Source organism: Streptacidiphilus anmyonensis, assembly GCF_000787855.1.
Taxonomy (GTDB): domain Bacteria; phylum Actinomycetota; class Actinomycetes; order Streptomycetales; family Streptomycetaceae; genus Streptacidiphilus; species Streptacidiphilus anmyonensis.
In genome coordinates this window covers 46,179-72,399 of the sequence record NZ_BBPQ01000011.1, presented here as the reverse complement: position 1 = coordinate 72,399, position 26,221 = coordinate 46,179, and the positions used below count along the sequence as shown (strand labels likewise).

The following is a 26,221-nucleotide window of genomic DNA, read 5'->3' as shown; positions in this document are numbered from 1 at the left end:
CCTGCTTCTCGCGTCCTGCTTCTCGCGTCCCGCGTCCGCTTCCGGCTTCCGGCTTCCGGCTTCCGGCTTCCCGCGTCCGCTTCTCGCGTCCCGTTTCTCACGTCCAGGTTCTCGCGTCGCGCGTTTCGAGCGAGCCCGCGCGTCCTCGCGACGTCATGCGACAACGTGCGCGCGCTCGCGTGGGCCCGTGTGGGCCCGCCGGGGCCTGCGTGGATCGCGAGGGCGTCGGTGGGCCGCGAGGGCTTGCGCGCTCGTCCGAGGACGCGGTTGCCGCTGTTCCCGTCAGCGCCCGTTGGTGACCGCACAAACCGTTCGTAACCGGAACGGTTTCTGTTACTGGTGGGTATCGCAACGGCTCGAAACCGCCTACGCTGCCTGGCATGACTGACATCAGCACCGGCAGCAGCACTGCCGTCCAAGGCAATCCCGTGGCCACCCCCGGCGCGCGGAGCGTCGCCGACGCCGTGTCGCCGCAGCTGGTCGCGCGCCTGGTCAGCGCCGTGGTGGCGGGTGACCAGCCGACGCTGGCAACCAGCCGCTGCCCGTTCACCGGCGAGGTGCTCGCGGAGATTCCCGAGTCCTCCCCGGCCGATGTGGCCACCGCCTTCGTCCGTGCTCGCGCGGCGCAGCGCGACTGGGCCAAGCGACCGGTGCGCGAGCGCGCCGCCGTGCTGCTGCGCTTCCACGACCTGGTCCTCAAGCACCGGGACGAGCTGCTCGACCTCGTCCAGGCCGAGACCGGCAAGACCCGCGCGCACGCCTTCGAGGAGGTGCTGGCCTCGGCGATCGAGGCCCGCCACTACGGACGTGCCGGCGCCGGCTACCTCAAGCCCCGCCGTCGCGGCGGGGTCTTCCCGGTGCTGACGCAGGTGCTGGAGCTGCGTCAGCCCAAGGGGGTGATCGGGCAGATCTCCCCGTGGAACTACCCGCTGGCGCTGTTCACCGGCGACGCCGTCCCGGCTTTCGTCGCGGGCAACGCCGTGGTCACCAAGCCCGACACGCAGACCGCCCTCACCGCGCTGCGTGCCCGCGAGCTCATGGTCGAGGCCGGGCTGCCGGCCGAGCTCTGGCAGATCGTGATCGGCGACGGGCCGGTCGTCGGCCCGGAGGTCGTCGCCCACGCCGACTACGTCTCCTTCACCGGTTCCACCCGCACAGGCCGCGACGTCGCCCAGCGCGCCGCCGCGCGCCTGATCGGCGCCTCCATGGAGCTTGGCGGCAAGAACGCCATGCTGGTGCTGGCCGACGCGGACCTGGACAAGGCCGCCGAGGGCGCCGTCCGGGCCTGCTTCTCCTCCGCCGGTCAGCTCTGCATCTCCATCGAGAGGCTCTACGTGGCCTCCTCGGTCGCCGACGCGTTCCTGGAGAAGTTCGTCGCCCGCACCAAGGCACTCAAGCTCGGCAACAGCCTGTCCTGGGGCGCCGACATGGGCTCGCTGGTCTCCCAGCGCCAGCTCGACACGGTCACCCGTCACGTCGAGGACGCCGTCAAGAACGGCGCCACCGTGCTGGCCGGCGGCAGGCCGCGCACCGACATCGGCCCGCTGTTCTTCGAGCCGACCATCCTCGACGGGGTGACCACCGAGAGCGCGGTCTGCAACGAGGAGACCTTCGGGCCCGTCGTCTCCATCTACCGCTTCGACGACGAGGAGGACGCCATCGCCCGTGCCAACAGCACCTCCTACGGTCTCAACTCCAGCGTCTGGGGCAGGAACCTGCGCCACGCCAAGGCCGTCGCGGCCCGGCTGCACACCGGTACCGTCAACGTCAACGAGGGCTACGCGCCCGCGTACGCGAGCGTCGCGGCGCCCATGGGCGGCATGGGCGACTCCGGCATCGGCCGCCGCCACGGCTCCGAGGGCATCCTGAAGTACACCGAGGTGCAGACCGTCGCGGTGCAGCGGGTGATCCAGATGACGCCGTCGTTCGGCCTCGACGACGAGGGCTACGCCAAGCTGATGGGCAAGTCGCTCGCCATGCTCAAGGCGCTGCGCTTCAAGTAGGCCCGGCTCGTTACCCCACCCGACACCTCCGGATCCCCGGACGCCGAAACTACAGACGAAGGCGGGCGCGTAGATGAGTTCCCAGGAGCAGGCGAAGCCGACGGCCGACGCGGGCTACGACTACGACGTCGTCGTCGTCGGCTCGGGCTTCGGCGGATCCGTGTCGGCCCTGCGGCTGACCGAGAAGGGCTACAAGGTCGGCGTGCTGGAGGCTGGTCGCCGGTTCACGGCCCAGACGCTGCCCAAGACCTCCTGGGACACCAAGAACTACGTCTGGGCGCCCGCCCTCGGTCTGTACGGCATCCAGCGCATCCACGTGCTGGACAACGTGATGGTGCTCGGCGGCGCGGGCGTGGGCGGCGGCTCGCTGAACTACGCCAACACCCTCTACGTCCCGCCGAAGGCGTTCTTCCAGGATCCGCAGTGGAAGGACATCACCGACTGGTCGGAGGAGCTCACGCCCTACTACGACCAGGCGCAGCGCATGCTGGGCGTGCGCAAGAACCCCACGGTCACCCCCTCCGACGTGCACCTGAAGGCCGCCGCCGAGAAGCTCGGGTACGGCGACACCTTCCACATGGCTCCCGTCGGCGTCTTCTTCGGCGACGGCCAGGACTGCGGCGGCGACGGCACGAAGGCGGCGCCGGGCGCGGCCGTCGCCGACCCGTACTTCGGCGGCGTCGGCCCCGAGCGCCGCGCCTGCACCGAGTGCGGCGAGTGCATGACGGGCTGCCGCCACGGGGCCAAGAACATGCTCACGGAGAACTACCTCTACCTCGCCGAGAAGGCGGGCGCCGAGATCACCCCGATGACGACGGTCATGGCGATCCGCGTCGACGGCGACGGCTACGCGGTCGACACCCGGCGCACCGACTCGCGTTCGAAGAACCCGGCCAAGAACGGCTTCCGGACCGTCCGGGCCAAGCACGTCGTGGTCTCGGCCGGCACCTACGGCACGCAGAAGCTGCTGCACCGCCTGCGCGACGAGGGCGTGCTGCCGGGCATCTCGGCCAAGCTCGGCGAGCTCACCCGGACCAACTCCGAGGCGCTGGTCGGCGCCATGACCACCGACCACCGCTACGGCCAGCGCGCAGACTTCACCAAGGGCGTCGCCATCACCTCGTCGGTCCACCCCGACGAGCACACCCACATCGAGCCGGTCCGCTACGGCAAGGGCTCCAATGCGATGAGCCTGATGACGACGCTTCAGGTGCCGGGCGAGGGGCGCATGCCGCGCCTGCTGCGCGCGGTCGGCCGCTCCGTCAAGCGCCCCGACCTGCTGATGCGGGTGCTGGACAAGCGTCGCTGGTCCGAGCGGACGATCATCGGTCTGGTCATGCAGTCGCTGGACAACTCGATCGTCGTCTCGCGGCGCAAGAGCGGCCTGCTCAAGGGGCAGCTGAGCTCGCGCCAGGGCCACGGCGCACCGAACCCCAAGTTCATCCCCGCCGCCGAGGTCGCCGCCGACGCCGTGGCGACCGAGATCGGCGGTTTCCCCGGCGGGAACCTCGGCGATCTGATGGGCCGCACCCTGACCGCCCACTTCCTCGGCGGCTGCGTGATCGCCGCCTCCCCCGAGCGCGGGGTCGTCGACCCCTACCAGCGTCTGTGGGGGTACCCCGGCATCACCGTCGCCGACGGTTCTACGGTCTCCGCCAACCTCGGCGTCAACCCGTCCCTGACCATCACCGCGCAGACCGAGCGGGCGATGGCCTTCTGGCCCAACAAGGGCGAGGCGGACCCGCGGCCGGCCCAGGGCGAGGAGTACCAGCGGGTCGACCCGGTCGCCCCGGCGCACCCGGTCGTGCCCGAAGACGCCTTCGGCGCACTGCGGCTGCCGCTGCTGGCGGTGCCCCAGGTGCCGCCGCGCGAGGCGAAGTAACACGGCAGGGCCGGTCCGGTCCGCCCCGGGCTCGGTGAAGCTCCTCACCAGCCGGGCCGGGCCATCCGGGGTCGGTCCGCTGCGGTCGGTCCACCGCGGTGGTCCACCGTGGTCGGTCCTTGATCGGTTTCCTGCCCCCAACTGGGGTGTGTGCCTCTAGAGTTGCCGCCCATGAATGAGTCCAGCCGCGTCGAGGCGTTCAGTGACGGTGTCTTCGCCATCGCCATCACCCTGCTGGTGCTGCAACTGGCGGTGGTCAACCCGGGCCGCGTCCACACGGCCGGAGACGCCTGGCACGAGCTGGGCCACCTGTGGACGGCCTACGACGCCTACGTGGTGAGCTTCCTCGTCATCGGGATCATGTGGCTGAACCACCACACCGTCTTCGGCTACGTCGCCCGGGTCGACCGCGGGCTACTGGTGATCAACCTGGTGCTGCTCCTGGTCGTCGCCGCCCTGCCGTTCCCGACGGCCCTGGTCTCCGACTGGCTCGGCCAACCGGGCCCGGCGGAGGTCTCGGTGGCCGTCTTCAGCGCGTTCATGGTCGCCCACGCGCTGTCCTTCCAGGCGCTGTGGTGGTGGCTGACCCGTACCGGCCACCTCTTCGACCGGCGCGTCGACGTGGAGGCCGCGCGGGGCACCCGGCTGCGCTTCGCGGCGGGGACCGTCGCCTACCCGATCCTGGTCGGGCTGTCCTTCGTCTCCCCGGTGATCACATTGGGACTGCACTTCGTGCTGGCGCTCTACTACGCCTTCAACCAACTTCCGATCCCGCTCAAGTCCGACGCGCCCGCCGACGACGAGGAAGCGGTGTCCCTCTGAGGCACTCCCTCGGATGGCCGGCACCTAGGATGACCGGCACTCCGAATGGCTGGCACTCCGGATGACCGACACTTCGGCTGGTCGGCGCCCCGGATGACTGGCAAGGGGCCCCGCGGGGGAAGACGGGGCCCCTTGCTGTCAGCACGCGACGTCAGGGCAACGTCGGTGCTGTGGCAACGGCACCGGGGGAGGGGCGCCGTCGGTCATGCGGTGTGGTCTGTGGCCCGCGCGGTCATGCGGTCGGGTTTCGCGCATCCGGGCAACTGCAGCGGGTACGGGGGCGCGCGGCGGATCTGTGCGCCTGTCCATCCCTCATTCGAGGCCGCTCAACTACGGAAAGTCACCGGATGCCGTCAGTGACCGGCCTCGTTCGGCTCCAGGGACCGGCCTCCTGCCGGACGCCCCTGTCGCCTGTGGTCCACCCCCTCACCAGCATCGTGGGGGATATGGCCCACTCGGCGCAACCAGTTCGACAGACTTCGGCACCGTGGATTTTCGTCACGCTCCGCAAGGATCGACCGGTGGTACGGGTCGGTAGTGCGGAGATCTCCGCGCGCCGGGTGGCGCAGCGCCACCCTCGGGCGGTCAGGGACAGCGGGCCGGGACGGGACAGGCGAGATCGGGGGTGGCCGACTCTGGGCGTCCCCCTCGTCGGCCACCCCTTCTCCGCAGTCGCAACCGGGCCGCTGTCCCCTGCTGTCCGGTCACAGCGTGGCCGCGAGGTCCCACGGCGCGCGCCACAGCGCACGCCTCATCGCGCCCACGGACTGGGTCACTCCCACGCGTGGTCCTGCCTGCCGCACGATCGCCCCGGAAGGAGCTGGAACCCGTCCCTGGCGGGGACGGGCACCCCGTACGGTCACCGGGGTCAACGATTCTCCTGGCGGCGGGTCACGCGCTAGAATCACCGCATGTTCCAGATGGCCTACTTCTTTAGCTATGGCACCGGAGGCTCCGGTCGCCATGGCGATGCCGTCTGAACTGACGCAGACCCTGAAGGCGCCCCGGGCCGATGGCCCAGGGGCGTCTTCTGTTGTGTCGCCAGGGCCTTCGGTGTCGGGGCCGGATCCGGAGGACCCACATGAACGCCGTCACCACCGAGGCCGTCACCGCGGACGCCGTCACCAGCGAGGCTGTCACCGCGGACGCCGTCAACGGCAAGCTCGTCACCGCAGAGGCGACCACCTCGACCGCCGCCGCGCCGACCGTCGCCGACCTGCCCGCCGCACTGGCCGTCGCCCCACTGACCAAGGAAGCGGCCGAGGCGGTCATCGCCGAGGCGCGCGGGCGGATCGACGCGCTGGACGCCGAGATCCTCGGGGCGATGCGCCGCCGCATCGCGGTCTCGGCCGAGGTGCAGGCAGCGCGGATCGCCGTCGGCGGTCCGCGACTGTCGTTGACCCGCGAGATGGAGATCCTCGACCGCTACCGCGCACAGCTCGGCGGCCCCGGTACCGAGGTCGCCATGCTGCTGCTGGAGCTGTGCCGCGGGCGGGTGTGATCACCGCCGCCCGCATCGTGGCGAGGGGTCGGCTCCTGGGCCGTTAGAATGAGGGTCGACCCCTCATAGCAACCGCCGGAAGGCCGCACTGTGGCATCAGCGACCCCCGACCCCGCGGACACCGCCGTCGACACGGTTCTCGTCGTCGACTTCGGCGCGCAGTACGCCCAGCTCATCGCACGGCGTGTCCGTGAGGCCCGTGTCTACAGCGAGATCGTGCCGCACAGCATGCCGGTCTCGGAGATGCTCGCCAAGAACCCCAAGGCGATCATCCTCTCCGGTGGCCCCTCCTCGGTCTACGAGCCGGGTGCCCCCACCGTCGACAAGGCTCTGTTCGAGGCCGGAGTGCCGGTCTTCGGCATGTGCTACGGCTTCCAGCTCATGGCCACGTCCCTCGGCGGAGTCGTCGACAACAGCGGCGCCCGCGAGTACGGCCGCACCCCGCTCGCCGTCTCGCAGACGGGCTCCACCCTCTTCGAGGGCACCCCGGCCGAGCAGCCGGTGTGGATGTCGCATGGCGACGCCTGCTCGGCCGCGCCCGAGGGCTTCACCGTGACGGCGTCCACGGGCGTGGTCCCGGTCGCCGCCTTCGAGAACGACGCCAAGCGCCTGTACGGCGTGCAGTACCACCCCGAGGTGATGCACTCCACCTACGGCCAGCAGGTGCTGGAGCACTTCCTCTACCGTGGCGCCGGCCTCGCCCCGACCTGGACCACGCACAACGTGGTCGAGGAGCAGGTGGCCGCGATCCGCGCCCAGGTCGGTACCAAGCGCGCGATCTGCGGCCTGTCCGGCGGCGTGGACTCCGCGGTGGCCGCGGCCCTCGTGCAGCGGGCCATCGGCGACCAGCTGACCTGCGTCTACGTCGACCACGGCCTGATGCGCAAGGGCGAGACCGAGCAGGTCGAGAAGGACTTCGTCGCGGCCACGGGCGTCAAGCTCAAGGTCGTCGACGCCGAGGAGCGCTTCCTCACCGCGCTCGCCGGGGTCACCGACCCCGAGGAGAAGCGCAAGATCATCGGTCGGGAGTTCATCCGCGTCTTCGAGCAGGCGCAGGTGGAGATCATCGCCGAGGCCGGCGCCTCCGGCGAGCCGGTCGAGTTCCTGGTCCAGGGCACGCTGTACCCGGACGTGGTCGAGTCCGGCGGCGGCTCCGGCACCGCGAACATCAAGTCGCACCACAACGTCGGCGGGCTCCCGGAGGACCTGGAGTTCAAGCTGATCGAGCCGCTGCGCAAGCTGTTCAAGGACGAGGTCCGGATGGTCGGCCAGGAGCTCGGCCTGCCGGAGGAGATCGTCCAGCGGCAGCCGTTCCCCGGCCCGGGCCTGGGTATCCGTATCGTCGGCGAGGTCACCAAGGACCGGCTCGACCTGCTGCGTGAGGCCGACGCGATCGCCCGCGCCGAGCTCACCGCGGCCGGCCTGGACCGCGAGATCTGGCAGTGCCCCGTCGTCCTGCTGGCGGACGTCCGCTCGGTCGGCGTCCAGGGCGACGGCCGCACCTACGGTCACCCGATCGTGCTGCGCCCGGTGTCCTCCGAGGACGCGATGACCGCCGACTGGTCCCGCCTGCCCTACGAGGTGCTGGAGCGGATCTCCACCCGGATCACCAACGAGGTGCGCGACGTCAACCGCGTCGTCGTCGACGTGACCAGCAAGCCGCCGGGCACCATCGAGTGGGAGTAAGCCTCCCCGCCTAGGCTCCACGGGCTCCAGCCGCTTCGGCTGGGGCCCGTTGCCGTCGGGACGGCACCCGCGCCGTTCCGGCCCGGCCGGCGCCGGAGCGGGAACGCCCCGGTCGGCACCGCCGCCGTCAGCATGTCTCCCACAGCTGTTCCAACCCGGCCACGTAGGCGCGGCGCAGCCAGGCGGCGAGGAGCACAGCCGTGAGCGGGCGGTCGTCGGCAAGCGCTCTGAGGGCGTCGATGTCCCAGGGAGTGAGCCGGCCCACGAGCGTGGCGGCGTCGAAGGCGTCCGCGAGGGCCTCGAGAGCCTGTCCCGGGGACACCTCGTCTTCTTCCGGCGCCTGGTGCGCGTCTGCCGTGACCTGCCGACCGGCTCGGTCGGCCGTCGCGCCCTTTGGCGCCTCTCTCGCGCCTGTCGCCCCTGCCGTCTGTGCGTCCTGTGCTGCCTGCGCCGCCTCTGCTGTCTGTGCGGCCTGGGCTGCCTGCGCGGCACGGGCGGCTCGGGCGGCCAGTGCGTCGGCGGTCTGCCGGTGGGCCACCATGGCCAGTTCGGTCTGCACCCGTCGGTCGATGCCCGGGTTGTATCGGGCTCCGCTCGGGAGGTTGAGCAGAATCCGGCTGATGCGCGTCCATTCGGACGTCTCGACGCCGCCGGAACCGTCCCGCCGTGCTCCGTCGAGCGCACGCAGCGCCTGCGCCAGCGTCATGCCCCGTGCGCGGCGGCGCACGGCCTCGCGCCGCGAGTGGTCGAGATCCTCAGTGTCGGTCCCACGCCTGGTTGTACTCATGCACGTCATGACTCCTCGGTCTTTCCTGGAAGGGGCTGGGGGCGGCGCGCTGCCGGGCAGCGGCCGGAGCGATGGGGACGGAGCAGAACCTCCAGGACATGACGGGCGTCTCGGCGCCGTTGCGGGGTCCGTGCGCCGATGGCTGTGAGGGCTGCGAGGGCGATGCTCCCGGCGTAGATCACGGCGGCGACCGCGCCCCCGGAGACGGCGGTGGCGAGAGAGGTGACGATGTTCACGATCGGCTCCGCGGAGGCAGGCGGTTCTCAGGGGTTCCCGGCGTACTCGGCCAGGGTCTGCGCGAGCTCTCGGTCGGGCCGCGCGGCGATGCCCTGGTCGTAGCCCGCACGTTCCGACACGTTGATGAGTCGCTGGAGTGAGGCCTGCAGGTCGGGTCCCGGGCGGCGGGTCCGGGTGGTGAGCAGGCCACGGCTGCCCGCGCAACTGTCCAGCAGCTGGGGGAAGTTCTCCAGATGCGCGGGGCTCTGCTCCGCTGCGCCGAGGCGCGGCAGCGCCTGCTCGTACCAGATCTGTGCCTGGTGCAGATCGCGGCTTCCGAGGTGCAGCAGATAGAGGCAGTACGCCGACGTCCGGTCCTGTGCCCCGGCGGCGAACTTCCACCAGAACGCCGCGCTCACGGGGTGCCCCGCCTGGTGCAGGAGACAGGCGAAGACGCGGGCTCCGACGACGGCCACCGGCGCGTGCTCCGCATCTGCGTCCTCCAACTCGCCGGGCAGCGTGGTCGGTGCCGGCGACGCCAGACTGGCCTCGATCTGGGCCAGGTCGTCGAGGTCGAGCTGCTCCGGGCCCGCGAACTCCGTGTTGGGCGCGGTCTCCGCCCACCGTCGTACCGCCTCCGCCGCGCCCGGCTGGTGCAGGACCCATTGGGACAGCGAATCCAGCTTGACCGGGGCCTTGGAGACGGCGTCCCACCAAGGTGCGGGTTGGTAGGAGCCGCTTCGGAAACCGGCCAGGTCCTGGGTCAGGCTCCGCAGCACGTCGCCGGCGTCGGGGCTCCGGTCTCGGGCCGTGAAGCGCCGGGCCGTGACGGCCAGCAGCATGTCGAGCTCCTCGTCGGTCATACGCTCTCCCCCTTGCGTCGTCCCTTGGTCAGCAGCAAGTGCTTCAGCGCGGCCGTGGCCTCGCGGTGGTGGCGGTCCACGGTGCTCGGGGTGCGGCCGAGGAGCCAGGCGATCTCCTCGCGCGAGCGGCGCATGAAGTGCTTGAGGATGATCACGTCGAATTGGCGCGGCGGCAGTTGTGCCACCGCCTGGAGCACCGGCCCCTCCTCGGCGGCGAGCTCGTGGCGGGCCGAGACCATGGCATGACCGAACGCCATCTTCCACATGAAGCGCGGACTGTCCTCGGGGCGCTTCTGCTCGTAGGTGACCCCGGCTTGAAGGACCTCCCAGGCGTTGCGGTCGAGTCGGGGGTCGTCCTCGAACTCGTGCCACCAGGCTGCGATGTAGAGCAGGACGTCGTGGCACACCCGGCTTGCCCGGTCCGGGCAGCCGAGCCTGAACTGCGCGTATTCGTGCCAGGCGTCGAGGTGGGAGAGGACGAAGAGCTCGAAGCCGAGCGGCAGCTCCGCCGGCTGGGCCAGCCAGGGCGGCTGGTCGGGATCGGTCCAGGCGTCGGGCCCCGGACCGGTGGAGAAGAAGACCTCCTTCATGCTGCTGTCCTCCGATGCCTCGGGCGGTCCGGGCGTCTCGATTCGGAGGGAGCACAGGTGTCGTTCAACTTGCCTCACTTCAGCACGGACCTGCTCAACCATCAGTCGGTCGGCGCGAGCACTGCGCTCGCACGGGACAAGCCAAGCGGAGTGAAGCGGTCAAACGCGCATTCCAAGAGAGCAAATCCTTGCGCACAGACCGGAGTTCGTCACTCACAGCAAACTGGCACGCTGGGCCACGTCGCACTCCTGGGACAAAGCGGCAGCATCCGCATCATGCAAGTGGCACGCCGGTGGGTGCAGGGTGCCACCGCGTGTCATCACGCACGGTAATCGCTGTTGCGCACGTCACATGATGAACCGTCAGGCTGGCAGTGGGCTCTCCGGCCCTTGTGCGCTTCGGGCGGACTATGGTGCTCCCTACTACCCGGGGGTAGCTTCCCCGTATGACGAACCCACCCCCGCAGCCGATCCCCCTGGACCAGCTCCACTTCGCCATGCCGCCGACCTTCGACAGCGTCGAGGAGGAGCGGGCCCACCGCAAGGCCCGGCTCGTGACGGCGCTGCGGCTCTTCGGCAAGTTCGGATTCGAGGAGGGCGTCGCCGGGCACATCACCGCCCGCGACCCCGAGTGGACCGACCACTTCTGGGTCAATCCCTTCGGCATGTCCTTCAAGGCGATCAAGCAGAGTGATCTGCTTCTGGTCAACCATGAGGGCCGTGTCGTGCACGGCCGACACCACGTCAACCAGGCGGCCTTCGCCATCCATTCCGAGGTGCACGCCGCCCGCCCCGACGTCGTCGCGGCGGCCCACAGCCACTCCACCCACGGGCGTGCCTTCTCGGCCCTGGGGCAGCTGCTGGACCCGGTCACCCAGGACGTGTGCGCCTTCTATCAGGACCATGCCCTCTTCGATGACTACACCGGAGTCGTCCTCGACCGCGAGGAAGGCCGCCGAATCGGTGCCGCCCTCGGCCCGCACAAGGCCGTCATCCTGCGCAACCACGGCCTGCTCACGGTCGGCACCACCGTCGACGCGGCCGCCTGGTGGTTCATCACCATGGAGCGGTCCTGCCAGGTGCAGCTCCTGGCGCAGTCGGCGGGCAAGCTCGTGCCGATCGAGCACGAGAGCGCGCTGCTCACGCGGGAGCAGATCGGCAGCGATCTGGCCGGCTGGGTCAACTACCAGCCGCTCACCACCGGCCACGCGGACGCGCTGACCGGCGCCTTCGACGAGGACTGACCCCGCCCGCACGGTCCGCGGTCCGGCGGCGTACCGTTCCGGCGTGCCCGGAGCGGCGCCGTCGTGAACCCGATCAGGTCCGGCCGCGTAGTGACCGGGGACCGAGAAGCGCGCGTTGAGGAAGGCCGGGAGCAGCAGCATGGGTGGAACGCTGGCGCGGGAGCGTCTGAAGGCACAGGGCACCACCTATGCGCTGCTGCCGCTGCGGGTCTTCCTGGGGGTGACGTTCGTCTACGCCGCCCTCTACAAGTTCACCGACCCGCACTACCTTGGCGGCCTCTCCGACCCGACGTCCTTCGCCGCCATGACCCAGGGCCTGAAGTCGTCGAGCCCCATCGGTCCGCTGCTGGGCCTCGCCCTGAAGGCGCCGACCGTCTTCGCGGTCGTCTTCGCGGTCGGCGAGCTGGTGGTCGGCCTCGGCACCCTTTTCGGTCTGCTGGGCCGAGTCGCTGCCGTGGGCGGTGCGCTGCTCAGCCTCAGCCTGTTCCTCACCGTCAGCTGGCAGGTGTACCCGTACTTTTTGGGCAACGACCTGATCTACCTGATGGCCTGGTTGCCCCTGATCCTCGCGGGCACGCCCTACCTCTCGCTGGACTCCTGGCTGGCGTCGCGACGCGGTCGGCCGGAGTAGACCGCCGCCAGCAGGCCGGCCACCACCAGACCTGCCGCCTCCAGGGGGAGGACCAGCCGGCTTTCGAGCCGGAGGACCCCCGTCGCCTGGAGCAGGTACAACACCGCGACGGCCAGGAAGACCAGCCCACCGAGCACCGGGAAGAGCTGGATGCGGCGGCGACGGGGCGGCGGAGTCATCGGACCACCTCCAGCTGGCCGACACCGATCTGGAGATCGAGCTGGATGGTGCCGTGGGCGGCTGCCCCGGCCTGGTTCAGGTCGATGGTGCGGGAATCGGCCACCCCCGAGACCCGGGCACCGTCAGGGAGCCGCAGCTCGCCCGCGCCCGTCTGGGCGCTGATCTTGACCTCGGGGCTGTCGGCCCCGTCGCCTGGCAGCAGGACCTGCAGCGTTCCTGCTCCGAGGCTGACGTGGGACGAGACCGTCTGGCCCGCGGTGGGCCGGACCTGGGTGAGGTCCAAGGTGGCGTCCCCGAAGCGCAGTGCGTATCCGGTCTGGAGCTGGGTGGCCGAGACCGGCGCCCACGCGGTGTGGGACCAGTGCTGCCACGGGGCGGCGCCCACGGTGACCGTGGCCAGCGAGAGAAGCACGCCCACCACCGTCAGGCCGATCGCCTGGCGACGCAGGAACCCGCTGGCCACCAGACCGAGCGCCACCACCACGAGGGCCGAGGCCAGCACGGCCAGGGCGTTCACCTCGTGGTGGGCCCTGCCCACGCCGTAGACGACGGCCGCGGCGCCCGCCGCGAGGAGCAGGGTGAGCAGACCCCAGGGGCCGCGGACCCGGCGGGGATCGGCGGACTGTGCCTGGGTTCGGGGATCCGTCGGGGGCGTTGCGGCCGACTGCCCCGGGTACGCCCAGGTCGGGGTGCCCAAGGTGTTCGAGGCACTCGACATGCTCGCCGTCGAGGCTTCGGATGAGGTGTCCCACGGCAGGCTGTCCGTCAACGGGATGTCCGTCGGCGGTCCCTCGGCGAAGCCGGTCGCTTCGCCCGGTGAGGGGCGGTCCGCCGGGACCGTGCCCGTGGGCAGCGGGTCCGAGGACAGCCGACCGGGAACCTCGTCGGCCGGGACCGCCGGTGCGGCGGTCTTCAACAGCGGGTCGGGTCGCTGCCACCAGTTCGGTGCGGCCGGGGGCGGCTCTTGCGCGACCGGCGATTCCGGGTCGCGCGGCGGCAGCTGGTGCCGCTGGGGGTCGTAGCGCAGGGCCGCGAAGGCCAGCGCGGCGATGAGCAGCAGCGGGAACACATGGTCCTTGGCGCCCATGTAGGAGAAGAAGATCCCGGTGCCGAGCACGGTGACCAGCACCGCGCCGAGCGACTGTCCGTCGACCCGGCCCGACATCAGGCGCTGCAGCTCGTTCTTGCCCGTGCCCTCCATCGGGATCATCAACCAGGCCACGCCGTAGATGAAGAGCCCGACACCGCCCCAGAGACAGAGCACGGCGATCACGACGCGGAACACCAGCGGATCGATGTTCAGACGGCGGCCCAGCCCGCCGCAGACACCGGTCACCACCCGGTGGCTGGCGCTGCGCTCGAGCGGCGGGCGGGAGCGCTCAGGCTCCTGGCCGCCGTCGGGAGCGACATCGCCCTCCGGCTGTGGGTGTGTGCTGGTGGTCGCGTCCATGCCCTCATCCTGCAGGCCGTCGGCGGCTGTGCCCATCCGGCATCTCCCTGGTCGAACCCTGACTTCCACCCTGACACACGGCCGCAACCGAACCAGGGCGACCTCCGGGGTCGACCCTGATGCTTTTCGCACGCGCGTCGTGTGACGATCGACCCGTGGCAACCAGTGACCTCCACCCCGACCGCCCGGCTCCGCGGACCGATCTGGCCGCCCCGCCCGCGGCGCCGGTCCGCAAGCTGTATCGCCGTCCTGAGGGGCGCGTGGTCGGCGGCGTGGCCAGCGGCCTCGCCGCGCATCTGGGCATCCCGGTGCTCTGGGTGCGGGCCGCCTTCGTCGTGCTGACGTTGGGTCAGGGGTTGGGGCTGGTGCTGTACGCCGCCTTCTGGTTCGTGGTGCCCATGGGCCGGGCCGGAGGGGTCGGCGTGGCCGGGCGGCCCGCGGGGGCTGCCGAGGCCGCCCCGGGCGGGCGGCGGCCGGGCGCGCTGCGGCGCTCCAGGACGGCCCTGCAGCAGCTCTTCCGAGGGGATCCCGCCGAGGGCGGGACGGACGGCGGTGCCGGCGGCAGAGCCGCGGTGCGGGACCGTGGCCGGCTGCTGGTGCTGGTCGCGGTGCTGGCGGGCGTGCTGGTCATGATCAACGTGCTGACCGCGGGCCAGGACGACCCGTACTTCTGGCCGGTGATCATCTCCGGGGCCGGGGTGGCCCTGGTCTGGCGGCAGGTGGACGACTCCCGCTGGTCCCGCTGGTTCTCGCTCGACGAGAGCAGCCGGGGCGCGGTCACGCTGCGGCTGGGAGCGGGCGTGGTGCTGGTCGCCGGCGGGGTGATCAGCTTCCTGGTGGTCTCCGGCTCCCTGGCGGAGTTCGGCAAGGTCATGCAGGCCGTCCTGGTGGTTCTGGCCGGGGTGCTGCTGCTGGCGGGCCCCTACCTGCTGCGCATGTGGCAGGACCTGACCGCCGAGCGCCGCGAGCGGATCAGGGCGCAGGAGCGGGCCGAGGTCGCGGCCCACATCCACGACTCGGTGCTGCACACGCTCACGCTCATCCTCCGCCACGCGGACGACTCCAAGGAGGTCGCCCGCCTGGCGCGGGCCCAGGAGCGGGATCTGCGCCAGTGGCTCTACCGCTCCGGCGAGCCCAAGGACGCGAGCAAGCCGGAGACGCTCGCCGAATCCATCCGCAAGGTCGCGGCCGAAGTGGAGGACCACCACGGGGTGCCGGTCGAGGTGATCTGCGTCGGGGACGCCCCCATGGACGAGAAGTTGGGCGCACAGCTCCAGGCCGCCCGGGAGGCCATGGTCAACGCCGCCAAGTACGGTGGCGGGGAGCCCGTCTCCGTCTACGCGGAGGTCGAGGGCAGTACGGTGTGGGTGTTCGTCCGCGACCGCGGGCCCGGCTTCGATCTGGACGCGGTCCCGGAGGACCGGATGGGCGTGCGCGGCTCGATCATCGGGCGGATGCAGCGCAACGGCGGGCACGCCCGCGTCCGACCGGCCCCCGCAGGGGGCACCGAGGTCGAGCTGGAGATGGAGAGGGCGAGCGGATGAGCGGCGCGAACATGGACCGACCCACGGCCCGGGTGGTCCTCGTCGACGACCACCGGATGTTCCGCACGGGCGTCCGCGCGGAGATCGGCCAGACCGAGCGCACCAACGTCGACGTGGTGGGTGAGGCGGCCGACGTCGAACAGGCCGTCTCCGTCGTCACCTCCACGAAGCCCGACGTCGTCCTGCTCGACGTCCACCTGCCAGGCGGCGGAGGCGTCGAGGTGCTGCGGCGCTGCGCCTCGCTGGAGGGCGTCAAGTTCCTCGCACTGTCGGTCTCCGACGCGGCCGAGGACGTGATCGGGGTCATCCGCGGCGGCGCACGCGGTTACGTCACCAAGACCATCACGGGCACGGACCTGGTCGACGCGATCTTCCGGGTCCGTGACGGGGACGCGGTCTTCTCGCCCCGTCTGGCCGGATTCGTCCTGGACGCCTTCGCCGCCACGGACACCCCTCCGGTGGACGAGGACCTCGACCGCCTCACCCAGCGGGAGCGCGAGGTGCTGCGCCTCATCGCGCGCGGCTACGCCTACAAGGAGATCGGCAAGCAGCTGTTCATCTCCGTGAAGACCGTCGAGAGCCATGTGTCCGCGGTGCTGCGCAAGCTCCAGCTCAGCAACCGCCACGAGCTGACCCGCTGGGCGACGGCCCGTCGGCTGGTTTAGGGCCCGCAGCACTCGGCCGCATTCGGCGCGGAGTGTGCTGAGCCTTCTCGCCGGCCGGCGGCGACCGACGGACAGCGACCGACGCGCGGCGGCCAGTGGGCCGCCCGGCTCCCAGCGGTCGGCAGGGCGGTCCAGAGGCGGCGTGCTCAGCCGAGGTCGAGTCGGAGAGTCGCGCCGACGCGCGCCGTTCCGCCGACCCGGATGCGGGGCGGGTCACCAGCGACGGCGGTCACGGTGGCGGTGATCGTCGCCGGGCTGTCGAGGGAGTCGCCCATGTCGACGGCCAGCTTGCCGGGCCGGGAGGCTTCGAGGCCGAGATCACCGGCCGCGTGCAGGGCGGCTGCCAGGCATGCGGTGCTGTTGGCGTTGGCGATGTCCTCGGGGACGCCGATGGCCGGGGCGAACATCCGCGCCGCGAGGCGCCCTTCGGTGGCTGCCGGGCCGGCGTAGACGTAGCAGCCGAGCAGGTCGAGCTGCCGGCAGGCCGCATCCAGAGCCGGCAGGTCCGGGCTCAGGCCGCGCAGGGCGGCACGGCTCGGTGCCTGCACCAGCAGGCGCGGCCGCCCGAGGGTGGCGACGGCGGCGGCCCGGACCAGCGGCAGACCGAGAGCGGGTAGCAGCAGGGCCAGCTCGTCGTTGGCGGGCTCCCGCAGTGTCACCTGGGGGACCGCGAACTCGGCTTTCAGTAGACCCTTCTGGTGTGCCGTCAGCCCGTCGATCGGCTGCCCGGTGGCGGTGGCCCGCAGCCTCGTCCCCCGCTGTTCGTCGGCGGCGCGCAGGTCCGCACGCTCCGCCAGGTAGGCGAGTGCCGCCACGGTGCCGTGGCCGCACGCGGGCAGCTCGCCCTCCGCGGTGAAGAACCGGACCGTGGTCTCTCCGGTGTGCCTGCGCGTGTCGACGAAGACGGCATGGGAGGTGCGAGCCAGGGCTGGGATCCGGCGGCGTGCCGCGTCGTCGAGGGCGTCGGACTCGGCGACGACCGCGGTCGGACTCCCACCTGTCCCGTCGCGCAGGCACGCGTGGACGACCGTGACGGGCACCGCGGCGGTCCGGTCGCTGCCCTGCGGAGGTGGTGGCGTCATGTGCCGACCCTAGGCTCTGGTCCGGCCGCGCGGGTCCGACGACGGGCATCTCGCCAATGGGGGCGTACTCCACCGCGGCGCCGGGATGGGAGACACGGCGGCCCGCGTTCATCTGCTGGTACGTGGTCCTTTGTGAGCGGGTTCGAGCAAGGGACCCATGTGCGCGGGCCCGTCTACCCGCCGCCGAGGTACTCCGGCGGGACCCGCTCCGTCAGCCACACCCCGTTGGCGCTGACCTGGAACACGAAGCCGGCGTCCGCCATCCCCGCCGCGTCGACGGTGAAGACCACCGGACGCCCGCGCCGGCCCCCGACCCGCTCCGCAGTCTCACGGTCCGTGGAGAGATGGACGGCGTGGCGCTGCATCGGCCGGAGGCCTTCGCGCCAGATGGCGCTCACAACGGCCGGATGGGTGCCGTGGAACAGTACGGTCGGCGGTGCGGCCTCCTGGTAGCCGAGCTCCACGGGCACGGTGTGTCCCTGGCTCGCGCGGATGCGGCGTCCGTCGGCGCTGAAGGCGAAACGTCGCTTGTCGTTCTCTGCGACGACCCGGTCGAGTTCGGCCCTGGTGATCCGACGCCCGTGCGCGGCCGCGGCCGCGAGCAACTCGGTCACATCGACCCAGCCGGCCTGGTCCAGGCGGACCCCGATCAGCGCCGGGTCGTGCCGGAGCACTCGGGAGAGGAACTTGGACGTTCGGACCATCCTTCGGTTCTCGTCTGTTCTGTTGTCTTCCATACCGCGACGGTAGGGGGCGTCTGCGTGGGCTGTCGTGTGACTTTCGGCTGCCGGTTTCCCTGCGGAGCGGGTGCGACGGGGCCGGCGTGGCAGGGGAACATGGTGTCTGTGATGCGCATCTGCTTCGTCTGCACCGGGAACATCTGCCGCTCGCCCATGGCCGAGCAGGTCATGCGGGAGCGCCTCGGTGAGGCGGGGCTGGCGGACTTGGTCGCGGTCGACAGCGCGGGCACGGGTTCCTGGCACGAGGGCGACCCCGCCGACGAGCGGGCGGTGCGGGTGCTGCGGGAAGCCGGCTACGGGACCGAGCACGTCGCGCGGCAGTTCCATCCGGACTGGTTCCGCGGGCTCGACCTGGTGATCGCCCTCGACCGGGGGCACGAGCGGGTGCTGCGCCGACTGGCACGGACCCCGGAGGAGGCGGACAAGATCAGACTGCTGCGGTCCTTCGACCCCGACTCCCACAGCGACGATCTCGACGTCCCGGACCCGTACTACGGCGACGAGTCCGGCTTCGAGGAGGTGCTCCGCCTCTGCGAGGCGGGGTGCGACGGCCTGCTCGCCGAGGTCAGGACCCTGGTCGGACGAAGGCGTCCCGGGGTGTCCGTGGGGCGTCCTAGACTCGTGGGTGATGAGCAGCCTCTTTGACGACATCCCCCTGCCCGGCCTGGATGTCCCCGCGCCCACGACGCCCGCCGAGGACGAGCCCCCGTACGAGGGCGGCGACTTCGGCCCGGCGTTCGCAGACGCCTACGGGGAGGGCGGCGCCTACGACGAAGCCGGCGCCTACGAGGAGCAGATCCCGGACGGGCTCTTCCGGAGCTTCGACCCGGCCGAGCCGGTTCCGGCGTCGTACTACCGCAACGGCACGGCGCATCCGGTCATCGACGCGGAGACGCTGCTCGACGGGATGAACCCGCAGCAGCGCGAGGCCGTCGTTCACGCCGGGTCCCCGCTGCTCATCATCGCCGGCGCCGGCTCCGGCAAGACCCGCGTGCTCACCCACCGCATCGCGTACCTGCTGGCCGCGCGCCGCGTCCAGCCCGGCGAGATCCTGGCGATCACCTTCACGAACAAGGCCGCCGGGGAGATGCGCGAGCGCGTCGAGGCGCTGGTCGGCCCGCGGGCGAAGGCCATGTGGGTGTCCACCTTCCACAGCGCCTGCGTCCGGATCCTGCGCCGCGAGAGCAAGCGCCTCGGCTTCACCTCGAGCTTCTCGATCTACGACTCGGCCGACTCGCAGCGCCTGATGGCGCTGTGCTGCCGCGACCTGGACCTGGACCCGAAGCAGTACCCGCCGAAGTCCTTCACCGCCAAGGTCTCCAACCTCAAGAACGAGCTCATCGACGAGGAGACCTACGCCGCCAAGGCCGAGAACCCGATGGAGCGCAAGCTGGCGGAGGCCTACGCGCTCTACCAGCGGCGCCTGCGCGAGGCCAACGCGCTGGACTTCGACGACATCATCATGACCACCGTCAACCTGCTCCAGGCGTTCCCGGACGCCGCCGAGCACTACCGCCGCAGGTTCCGGCACATCCTGGTCGACGAGTACCAGGACACCAACCACGCGCAGTACATGCTCGTGCGCGAGCTCACGGGTGGCGCCAGCGGTCAGGGCCCGAAGAAGACCGTCGACGGCGAGTTCGTGAACCCGGCAGAGGCGCAGCTCGCCGAGATCCCGCCGGCGGAGCTGTGCGTGGTCGGTGACGCGGACCAGTCGATCTACGCCTTCCGCGGCGCGACGATCCGCAACATCCTCGACTTCGAGGAGGACTACCCCAACGCGACCACGATCCTGCTGGAGCAGAACTACCGTTCCACGCAGACGATCCTCAGCGCGGCCAACTCCGTCATCGAGCGCAACAGCAACCGCCGCAAGAAGAACCTGTGGACGGCGGGCGCCGAGGGCGTCAAGATCGTCTCCTATGTCGCGGACGACGAGCACGGCGAGGCCCAGTTCGTCGCCGACGAGATAGACAAACTGAGCGACAAGGACGACGCCAAGCCCGGCGACGTCGCGGTGTTCTACCGCACCAACGCCCAGTCCCGTGTCTTCGAGGAAGTCTTCATCCGCGTCGGCCTGCCCTACAAGGTCGTCGGCGGTGTGCGCTTCTACGAGCGCAAGGAGGTCCGGGACGTCCTGGCCTACCTGCGCGTGCTGGCCAACCCGGAGGACGCGGTGCCGCTGCGGCGCATCCTCAACGTGCCCAAGCGAGGCATCGGCGAGCGTGCCGAGGCGATGATCGAGGCACTGGCGAGCCGCGAGCGCATCTCCTTCCCGCAGGCGCTGCTGCGGGTCGACGAGGCGTACGGGATGGCCGCACGCTCCGCCAACGCGGTGAACAAGTTCAACGAGCTGATGGCCAGGCTGCGGGGCGTCGTCGAGTCGGGCGCGGGCCCTGCCGCGATCCTCGAGGCCGTGCTGGAGGAGACCGGCTACCTTGCCGAGCTCCAGGCCTCCACCGACCCGCAGGACGAGACCCGCGTCGAGAACCTGCAGGAACTCGCTGCCGTGGCGCTGGAGTTCGAGCAGGAGGAGCCCCTGGAGGGTCCCGACGGGGAGCCGCTCCAGACGGGCCTGCCCGGCTTCCTGGAGCGGGTCGCGCTGGTCGCCGACTCCGACCAGATCCCGGACGAGGACGGCGAGGGGCGCGGGGTCATCACCCTGATGACCCTGCACACGGCCAAGGGTCTGGAGTTCCCGGTCGTCTTCCTGACCGGCATGGAGGACGGCGTCTTCCCGCACATGCGGGCGATGAGCAATGCCAAGGAGCTGGAGGAGGAGCGGCGTCTCGCCTACGTCGGCCTGACCCGCGCGCGCGAGCGGCTCTACCTTTCGCGCGCCGTTCTGCGCAGCGCCTGGGGCCAGCCCTCGTACAACCCCGCCTCCCGGTTCCTGGAGGAGATCCCGACGACGCTCGTCGACGAGCGTCGCACGGCCGCAGCGGCCCTTCCTGGCGGCTTCGGCGGGCGTTCCGGCGGTGGCGGGGGCTTCGGCGGCGGCGCGGGCGGCGGTTCGGCGACTGGCCGACGCTCTGCCTCCCCGGCGGCGGGCTGGGGCAAGAGCGCAGGCCGCATGAAGGACCGCCCTGTGATCACGCTGGCTGTGGGGGACCGGGTCACTCACGACCGGTTCGGTCTGGGCACCGTCGTGTCGGTCTCCGGTCCGGCGGACGACGCCAAGGCCACGATCGACTTCGGCGCGGAGGGCACCAAGCAGCTGCTGCTGCGCTACGCGCCGGTCGAGAAGCTCTAGGGCGCGGGGGTTCGGTCCGTCGCGGCCGGGGTCGGAGCCGCGCTCAGCGCGGGTCCAGGCCCCGGGCCAGCAGCCAGGGCAACGGGTCGACGGCCGGGCCGCCGTCGGGGTGCACCTCGAAGTGCAGGTGGGGTCCGGTGGAGTTCCCCGTGTCGCCGGAGTAGGCGATTATGTCGCCGACCTTCACCTGTCCGCTGCGCACCCGGTACGAGCTCAGGTGGCAGTACCAGGTGACGGTGCCGTCGGGCGCCGTCAGCTTGACCATGTACCCGTAGAACGGGTTCCACTCCGTCGTCACCGTCCCCCCGGTGACGGCGTGGACGGGCGTGCCGACGGGGACCGGGAAGTCGATCCCCGTGTGCAGCTGCATCCAGTGCGTGCCTGCCTGCCCGAACAGGGCGCTGAGGCCCGTGTGGTACGCGATCGGCAGCACGTAGCGGGGCGCCTCGGCCGCCGCCTTGCGAGCTGCGGCCTCCCGCAGTTGCAGAGCGGTGCGCGCCTTGTCGCGGGCGGCCCGCTGGGCGGCGTCGCGTGCCTCCGAGGCGGCCAGTGCCTGCGCCTTGGCCTGGCTGGTCGCAGAAGTGGAGGCCGCGGTGGTGTCGGTGTGGTGCGCGCGCAACGGCCCCATGGTCGCGGCGGCCGCCCCCGCGACGCCGAGCACGGCGAGGGATGGCACCGCGATCGTCAGCACGGCCGAGCGGCGGCGCACGCCACGCCGCCGGGAGCCGGGCCCGGCATCGCCGGGGCAGCCGCCCTCCTCGTCGCTCCGCGGCCCGCTGCCGTCGCCGGCCAGGTCTTCGGCGGCCTGGCTGCCGAAGACCGCCTCGGCTGTTTCACGTACTTCGTGCACCTCACGAGCCGCGCCCGGGCCCGACCCGCCGAATTCGTCGACCGGGGAGGCGACAAGAGTGTCGAAGCCGTCGCCGGGCCCGGCGACCGTGGCGTCACGGGACACGTCGGTCGCGGTGTCGTAGACGCTGTAGTCCGGACAGGCGTCGTGGTCGGGGTAGGCGGCGTAGCCGTGGTGTGTGACGTAGCCCGGGTAGGCGCTGTGGGCGACGTGGTCCGTGGAGCCGCCGTACTCGACGACGAGAGTGGCCTCGTGCTGCGCGTTGTGCGCCTGGTAGTAGTCCGGCCAGACGTATCCGCTGGTCGGCTGGGTCGCGGAAGTCGCGTAGCCCGCACCGTAGGCCGCCCCGTAGTCGTACGGGGCGGCGTAATCGTGCTGCTGCTGCGCGTACCCGTACTGGTGGTGCGCCGCGTAGGGATCCCCGTAGCTCCCGTGCGTCTCGTACGGATCCGCGTAGGTCCCGTACGGCGGGTACGGCTGGTGGCTGGAGTCGGGAGGAACCAGTGTCTGCTGGCCGTACCAACTGGTGTCAGCGGTCACGGGATCCTAACCACCTCGGCAGTGGGGAAAGTGACCGTGACTGTATCCCCAGACCTGGACGAGAAACAAGGGATCCGGCCTTTTGTCGCCCGCCCGGCAATTGGCCCGATCAAGCGATCTGACTACTGGTCATATCACCCATGCCAAAGGGATCTTGGGATTGTCCAAGCCATTCGCGAATCCGTGCGAGCACCTCCCCGTGGATCGGAAGGGAGAGGTGGCCGGCATTCCGGATGACGATGTTCTCCGCGTGCAGGTCCGGGTGGCGGAGCGCGGCGTTGCGCGGCGGCAGGATCACGGGGTCCAGATCGCCCCAGAAGCACAGGAAGCACGTGCGGCAGCCCGTGGCCGGCTCCCCCAGGGCAGCCAGCACCTCGCTGTCCGGGCGCAACTGCCGGACGATCGGCAGCGGCTGCAGCAGCCGGGCCGTCTCGGTGCCGTGGTGGGGAGTGGCCAGCGTGACCACACGGGGGACGAAGGCGTCGCCGCCGAGACGCTGCACGTAGAAGCGGGCGATGAGGCCGCCGAGGCTGTGACCGATGATCGTCACCGGCTCGCCGCCGTAGACCCGGCGCAGCCTCTCGACGTGTCGGCCGAGCAGCGTCGCCGCGCGCGGCACGTCGAGGCTGAAGGGGTTGTAGTTCAACGCGTGGACGTGGTCCCAGCCGTGGACGTGCAGGTTGTGGCGCAGCACCGTGAACACGGCCCGGTTGTCGAACAGGCCGTGCACCAGCAGCACGGGGCTGTGACCGGAGCCTGAGGGGTGCGCGCAGTGCAGCCGCCCGGGTGAGGGACGGCGCTCGGGAGTGAAACCTCCCGGGTAGAGCAGGAGATGGCCGGTGAGGGCGGCGCCCTCCAGGCCGACGCCGCGAGCGAGCGCGGCTGCACGGCAGAACGGGATGCTCACGGCTCCGACCTCCCCGTAGGTGCGGGCTCCCGAGGAGGCGCGGCAGGGACGCGGGCAGGCGGGCGTCCGCACACGTCACCGCAGGCCGCCGACCGTGGCGGGACGGTCGAACAGGCGGGCGGTGCGGACGGCGCGGCGCGTCGGCGGGCGCGTGGCGGCTGACGACTCCCCGCTGCGCCCCGGAACGTCCGTGCAGACTCCGAGCCGAGGTAGGGGTGGACGACCTCGAGGCCGGACGCGGATCGATCCCACGCGCAGTGAACGGCGGACGAACTGGCTCGAAGAACAGACGGCGAACGGACAGGCGAACCTGCGGCGGACAGGCGACGAACGGGTGGGTGAACGTACGAACCGATGTGATTCTCCCCTCCCTTGGGTCGGCGAAACGGCGTTTCCGCCCCGCTGGCGATAACGTTCCACCACCGGGTGGTAACGCCGGTTAACGCAGCAGCTGCAAAGACGCAGAAACGCAGGAGGCAGAAGATGGGCGTGTCCGGCCCGATCCGCGTCGTGGTGGCCAAGCCGGGGCTCGACGGTCACGACCGTGGTGCCAAGGTGATCGCGCGGGCGCTGCGCGACGCCGGCATGGAGGTCATCTACACCGGCCTGCACCAGACCCCGGAGCAGATCGTCGACACGGCGATCCAGGAGGACGCCGACGGCATCGGCCTGTCGATCCTCTCCGGCGCGCACATGACCCTCTGCGCCAAGATCGTCGAGCTGCTGCGCGAGCGCGACGCGGCCGACATCGTGGTCTTCGGTGGCGGCATCATCCCCGACGACGACATCCCGCAGCTCAAGGCCCTCGGTGTGGCCGAGATCTTCACCCCCGGCGCGCCGACCCGTGATGTGGTGAGCTGGGTCGAGTCGCATCTGCGGACCGGCGCCAGCGCCTGACGACCCCTCGGCGGCCTCGGCCCTCAGCCCAGGCCGCACCCGAGGGACCGCCGTCAGGCGAGCTCGGCGAGCATCGCCGCGCGGGTGCGCAGCGTGTCCGCCAGCCGGGTGAGGACCTCCGCCCAGGCAGAGGTCGCCTCGACGGCCAGAGTGTCGAGGCGGGCCGCCGCCGAGAACGGCAGACACCGCTCCGCCACGCCGAGGACCCCGCTGTGACTCCACGGATAGGCCCCGGCTCTGGCGGCCTTGGCCAGTGCGTCGAGCACCGCGTCGGAGAGGTCGTCCGGCCACGGCGCGGGACAGGTGACCAGGAGTTGGAACGCCTCAGCGAGCCCGAGATCGGCAACGAACCGCGCCGTCCACGACGCGCGCTCGACGGCGGGCAGCACGGAGAGCAGCCGGGACGGCGCGCCACCCGTCGCCGCACGCGCGTGGGCCTCACTCCGGCGCTCGGCCAGCAGCGCTCGTGCCCAGTCGGCGTCATGCTGGCGCACGGCCGCCCGCGCCCAGCCCTCGCGCAGTTCGTCGGCCCAGGCCGGTGTCACCGCCCGGGCAAGCACGGAGTCCGGTGTGGTCGCGGCGCTCGCGGGGCCTGCGACGTTCCCCGAAACTCCGCCCGAACCTGTTGCGCCTGATTCCGGGATGTCCTGGGCTGAGACGTTCGGTTTCGGGATGCCTGAGGCGCTGGTCAGCTCGGACCAGAAGGTCAGCGGCGTGGCTGCGACGATCTCCCCCAGCCAGAAGGCCCGGTCGCCCCGTCCGGTCGGCGAGGTCGCGGCGATGCCGTCGCGTTGCATGCTCGCGTCGCAGACCTCGGGCGGGGCGACGAGCAGACCGCCCTCGCCGGTGATCGTGACCGCGCGGCGGGCGCGGTCGGCCATGCGCGCAGCGAGCGCGGATCCCGGGAGCGCGGAGAGGAGTTCGGCGGCGGTGGCCCGGACGTTCTTGGCCCGGTCGGCGAGGGCGGCTTCGAGGAACGGTTCGTCGTCCAGGCAGAGCCCCTCCTGCAGCGTGTCCAGGAAGAGCAGCCGGTCCTCGGCCCGTTCGGTGGCCCAGGTCGACCGCAGCAGGGCGAGACCCGCCGCGGGGTCGCGGCGGCGCAGCCGGCTCAGATGGGTGACCCGCTCGGCGAAGAGCCCCTCCTGCCAGATGTCGGCCGCTTCGGCGTCGGCTGCGCGGACGTCGACCGCGTCGTCCGCCCTCGCTGCCGTGTCCGCTTCGGCGAGCGCCTCCGCGGTCGGGACGCGGAGCGCATAGCGCCACTCGGGGTTCAGGGCCGCGAGCCAGTGGCCGCGCGCCCCGGCGAAGGCCACCGCGTCCGCCCGCAGATCGCTGCGCTGGCGTGCCGCGTCGAGGAGCGGCGGAAGAAGCTCAGGCGGAGCGGCGAAGCCGCGCCGCCGAGCGGTGGCCAGCCATTGCGGCAGCAGTTCGCTGCTGTTCTCGGCGAGGAGGGTCGCGAGCCGCCGGACCGCGGGAGCGGGCAGTGGCGGGCGGCTCTCGTGCGGCGCGGGGGCGGGGGGCTCCGGCGCGGGCGCAGGCCGAAGCCCGGCTCGCCGGGCCAGGGTCGCGGCGGCGGCCCGGTCGAGCAGGCCAGGGCTCGCGCGCCGATTGGTGCCGAGCAGCGCCTCCTCGACGAGGTCCGTCCAGGGCTCAGCGGCCCTGGTCTCAGCAGTTCGCGTCACTGCGGTTCTTGTCCCTGCGGTTCCTGCCACGGTGGTCGATGTCACCGCGGTCGTTGTCGCCGCGTTCGTTGTCTCAGCGATCCCTGGCACAGCGATCCTTTCGAGGCGGCGCGGAGCCGGCGGAGCGGACTGGCGGGTCGGGCGAGGTGCAGCGAGAGCCCGGCCTTCGGGCACGGGGCCGAGCAGAGAAGGACGGGTTCGGGGAG

The 26,221-nt window shown here is 71.5% G+C and carries 22 protein-coding genes; 12 read left to right on the top strand and 10 right to left on the bottom strand.

Annotation, left to right across the window (positions count from 1 at the left end; genetic code table 11):
* Nucleotides 1-380 precede the first annotated feature (380 nt).
* The 5 genes from TR50_RS13645 to guaA all read left to right on the top strand — a co-directional run bounded on the left by TR50_RS13645 (nt 381) and on the right by guaA (nt 7,894).
* Nucleotides 381-2,003, top strand: coding sequence for a succinic semialdehyde dehydrogenase (locus TR50_RS13645; protein ID WP_042420149.1), 1,623 nt, complete (start codon nt 381-383; stop codon nt 2,001-2,003).
* Nucleotides 2,004-2,076: 73 nt separating this feature from the next.
* Complete coding sequence (locus tag TR50_RS13640) at nt 2,077-3,885, top strand: GMC family oxidoreductase (RefSeq protein ID WP_042420148.1); 1,809 nt, start codon at nt 2,077-2,079, stop codon at nt 3,883-3,885.
* Between the two features lie 171 nt (nt 3,886-4,056).
* Nucleotides 4,057-4,707: a TMEM175 family protein gene (locus tag TR50_RS13635; protein ID WP_042420146.1), complete on the top strand. Its 651-nt coding sequence runs from the start codon at nt 4,057-4,059 to the stop codon at nt 4,705-4,707.
* A gap of 1,081 nt (nt 4,708-5,788) precedes the next feature.
* Nucleotides 5,789-6,208: a chorismate mutase gene (locus TR50_RS13630; RefSeq protein WP_084700211.1), complete on the top strand. Its 420-nt coding sequence runs from the start codon at nt 5,789-5,791 to the stop codon at nt 6,206-6,208.
* A 90-nt stretch (nt 6,209-6,298) separates the two neighbouring features.
* Nucleotides 6,299-7,894 (top strand): glutamine-hydrolyzing GMP synthase, encoded by a 1,596-nt coding sequence (gene guaA / locus TR50_RS13625; protein WP_042420144.1) that lies wholly within the window; start codon nt 6,299-6,301, stop codon nt 7,892-7,894.
* Between the two features lie 127 nt (nt 7,895-8,021).
* Here the strand turns inward: guaA and TR50_RS42515 are convergent, their stop codons facing one another.
* The 3 genes from TR50_RS42515 to TR50_RS13610 form a co-directional block, all read right to left on the bottom strand.
* Nucleotides 8,022-8,681 carry a hypothetical protein gene (locus TR50_RS42515; RefSeq protein WP_152648389.1) on the bottom strand — a complete coding sequence of 220 codons (660 nt, stop codon included), beginning with the start codon at nt 8,679-8,681 and terminating at the stop codon, nt 8,022-8,024.
* A gap of 263 nt (nt 8,682-8,944) precedes the next feature.
* Nucleotides 8,945-9,760, bottom strand: a complete 816-nt coding sequence (locus TR50_RS13615; protein WP_042420142.1) for a hypothetical protein — start codon at nt 9,758-9,760, stop codon at nt 8,945-8,947.
* Nucleotides 9,757-10,350 carry an RNA polymerase sigma factor gene (locus tag TR50_RS13610; RefSeq protein ID WP_042420140.1) on the bottom strand — a complete coding sequence of 198 codons (594 nt, stop codon included), beginning with the start codon at nt 10,348-10,350 and terminating at the stop codon, nt 9,757-9,759. The genes TR50_RS13615 and TR50_RS13610 overlap by 4 nt, the downstream gene beginning before the upstream one ends.
* A 446-nt stretch (nt 10,351-10,796) precedes the next feature.
* On the opposite strand from TR50_RS13610, the gene TR50_RS13605 reads away from it, so the two are divergent.
* Together TR50_RS13605 and TR50_RS13600 are read left to right on the top strand one after the other, a co-directional pair.
* Complete coding sequence (locus TR50_RS13605; protein WP_042420138.1) at nt 10,797-11,594, top strand: class II aldolase/adducin family protein; 798 nt, start codon at nt 10,797-10,799, stop codon at nt 11,592-11,594.
* Nucleotides 11,595-11,733: 139 nt separating this feature from the next.
* Nucleotides 11,734-12,225 carry a DoxX family membrane protein gene (locus TR50_RS13600; RefSeq protein ID WP_084700207.1) on the top strand — a complete coding sequence of 164 codons (492 nt, stop codon included), beginning with the start codon at nt 11,734-11,736 and terminating at the stop codon, nt 12,223-12,225.
* Here the strand turns inward: TR50_RS13600 and TR50_RS13595 are convergent.
* On the bottom strand, nt 12,174-12,404 hold the full coding sequence (locus TR50_RS13595; protein WP_042420134.1) for a hypothetical protein: 231 nt from the start codon (nt 12,402-12,404) through the stop codon (nt 12,174-12,176). The two genes, TR50_RS13600 and TR50_RS13595, sit on opposite strands and share 52 nt — an antisense overlap.
* A complete protein-coding gene (locus TR50_RS13590; RefSeq protein WP_042420132.1) occupies nt 12,401-13,891 on the bottom strand; it encodes a PspC domain-containing protein in 1,491 nt (496 codons plus the stop codon). The genes TR50_RS13595 and TR50_RS13590 overlap by 4 nt, the downstream gene beginning before the upstream one ends.
* Before the next feature lie 119 nt (nt 13,892-14,010).
* On the opposite strand from TR50_RS13590, the gene TR50_RS13585 reads away from it, so the two are divergent.
* Together TR50_RS13585 and TR50_RS13580 are read left to right on the top strand one after the other, a co-directional pair.
* Nucleotides 14,011-15,399: an ATP-binding protein gene (locus TR50_RS13585; protein ID WP_236654403.1), complete on the top strand. Its 1,389-nt coding sequence runs from the start codon at nt 14,011-14,013 to the stop codon at nt 15,397-15,399.
* On the top strand, nt 15,396-16,064 hold the full coding sequence (locus tag TR50_RS13580) for a LuxR C-terminal-related transcriptional regulator (protein WP_042420131.1): 669 nt from the start codon (nt 15,396-15,398) through the stop codon (nt 16,062-16,064). Before TR50_RS13585 ends, TR50_RS13580 begins: the two co-directional genes overlap by 4 nt.
* A 146-nt stretch (nt 16,065-16,210) precedes the next feature.
* Here TR50_RS13580 and TR50_RS13575 read toward each other — a convergent pair whose 3' ends face one another.
* Both TR50_RS13575 and TR50_RS13570 read right to left on the bottom strand, forming a co-directional pair.
* A complete protein-coding gene (locus tag TR50_RS13575; protein WP_042420129.1) occupies nt 16,211-17,146 on the bottom strand; it encodes a PhzF family phenazine biosynthesis protein in 936 nt (311 codons plus the stop codon).
* Nucleotides 17,147-17,319: 173 nt separating this feature from the next.
* Nucleotides 17,320-17,883, bottom strand: a complete 564-nt coding sequence (locus tag TR50_RS13570; RefSeq protein WP_042420126.1) for an RNA 2'-phosphotransferase — start codon at nt 17,881-17,883, stop codon at nt 17,320-17,322.
* A 99-nt stretch (nt 17,884-17,982) separates the two neighbouring features.
* Between TR50_RS13570 and TR50_RS13565 the strand changes: the two genes are divergently transcribed.
* Both TR50_RS13565 and pcrA read left to right on the top strand, forming a co-directional pair.
* Nucleotides 17,983-18,531, top strand: a complete 549-nt coding sequence (locus TR50_RS13565; RefSeq protein ID WP_084700203.1) for a low molecular weight protein-tyrosine-phosphatase — start codon at nt 17,983-17,985, stop codon at nt 18,529-18,531.
* The gene (gene pcrA / locus TR50_RS13560) at nt 18,515-21,139 is read left to right on the top strand and encodes a DNA helicase PcrA (protein WP_042420122.1); all 2,625 of its coding nucleotides are present in this window, start codon (nt 18,515-18,517) and stop codon (nt 21,137-21,139) included. Before TR50_RS13565 ends, pcrA begins: the two co-directional genes overlap by 17 nt.
* Nucleotides 21,140-21,182: 43 nt before the next feature.
* On the opposite strand, the gene TR50_RS42510 is transcribed toward pcrA, so the two are convergent.
* Together TR50_RS42510 and TR50_RS13550 are read right to left on the bottom strand one after the other, a co-directional pair.
* Entirely contained in the window at nt 21,183-22,529 is a 1,347-nt protein-coding gene (locus tag TR50_RS42510; RefSeq protein WP_052440975.1) for a M23 family metallopeptidase, read from the bottom strand.
* Nucleotides 22,530-22,638: 109 nt separating this feature from the next.
* A complete protein-coding gene (locus TR50_RS13550; protein ID WP_042420119.1) occupies nt 22,639-23,436 on the bottom strand; it encodes an alpha/beta fold hydrolase in 798 nt (265 codons plus the stop codon).
* Nucleotides 23,437-23,919: 483 nt separating this feature from the next.
* Between TR50_RS13550 and icmB the strand changes: the two genes are divergently transcribed.
* Nucleotides 23,920-24,333, top strand: a complete 414-nt coding sequence (gene icmB, locus TR50_RS13545) for a coenzyme B12-dependent isobutyryl CoA mutase small subunit (RefSeq protein ID WP_042420116.1) — start codon at nt 23,920-23,922, stop codon at nt 24,331-24,333.
* A 53-nt stretch (nt 24,334-24,386) separates the two neighbouring features.
* Here the strand turns inward: icmB and TR50_RS13540 are convergent, their stop codons facing one another.
* Nucleotides 24,387-26,015 carry a DUF5691 domain-containing protein gene (locus TR50_RS13540; RefSeq protein WP_042420114.1) on the bottom strand — a complete coding sequence of 543 codons (1,629 nt, stop codon included), beginning with the start codon at nt 26,013-26,015 and terminating at the stop codon, nt 24,387-24,389.
* Nucleotides 26,016-26,221: the final 206 nt, after the last annotated feature.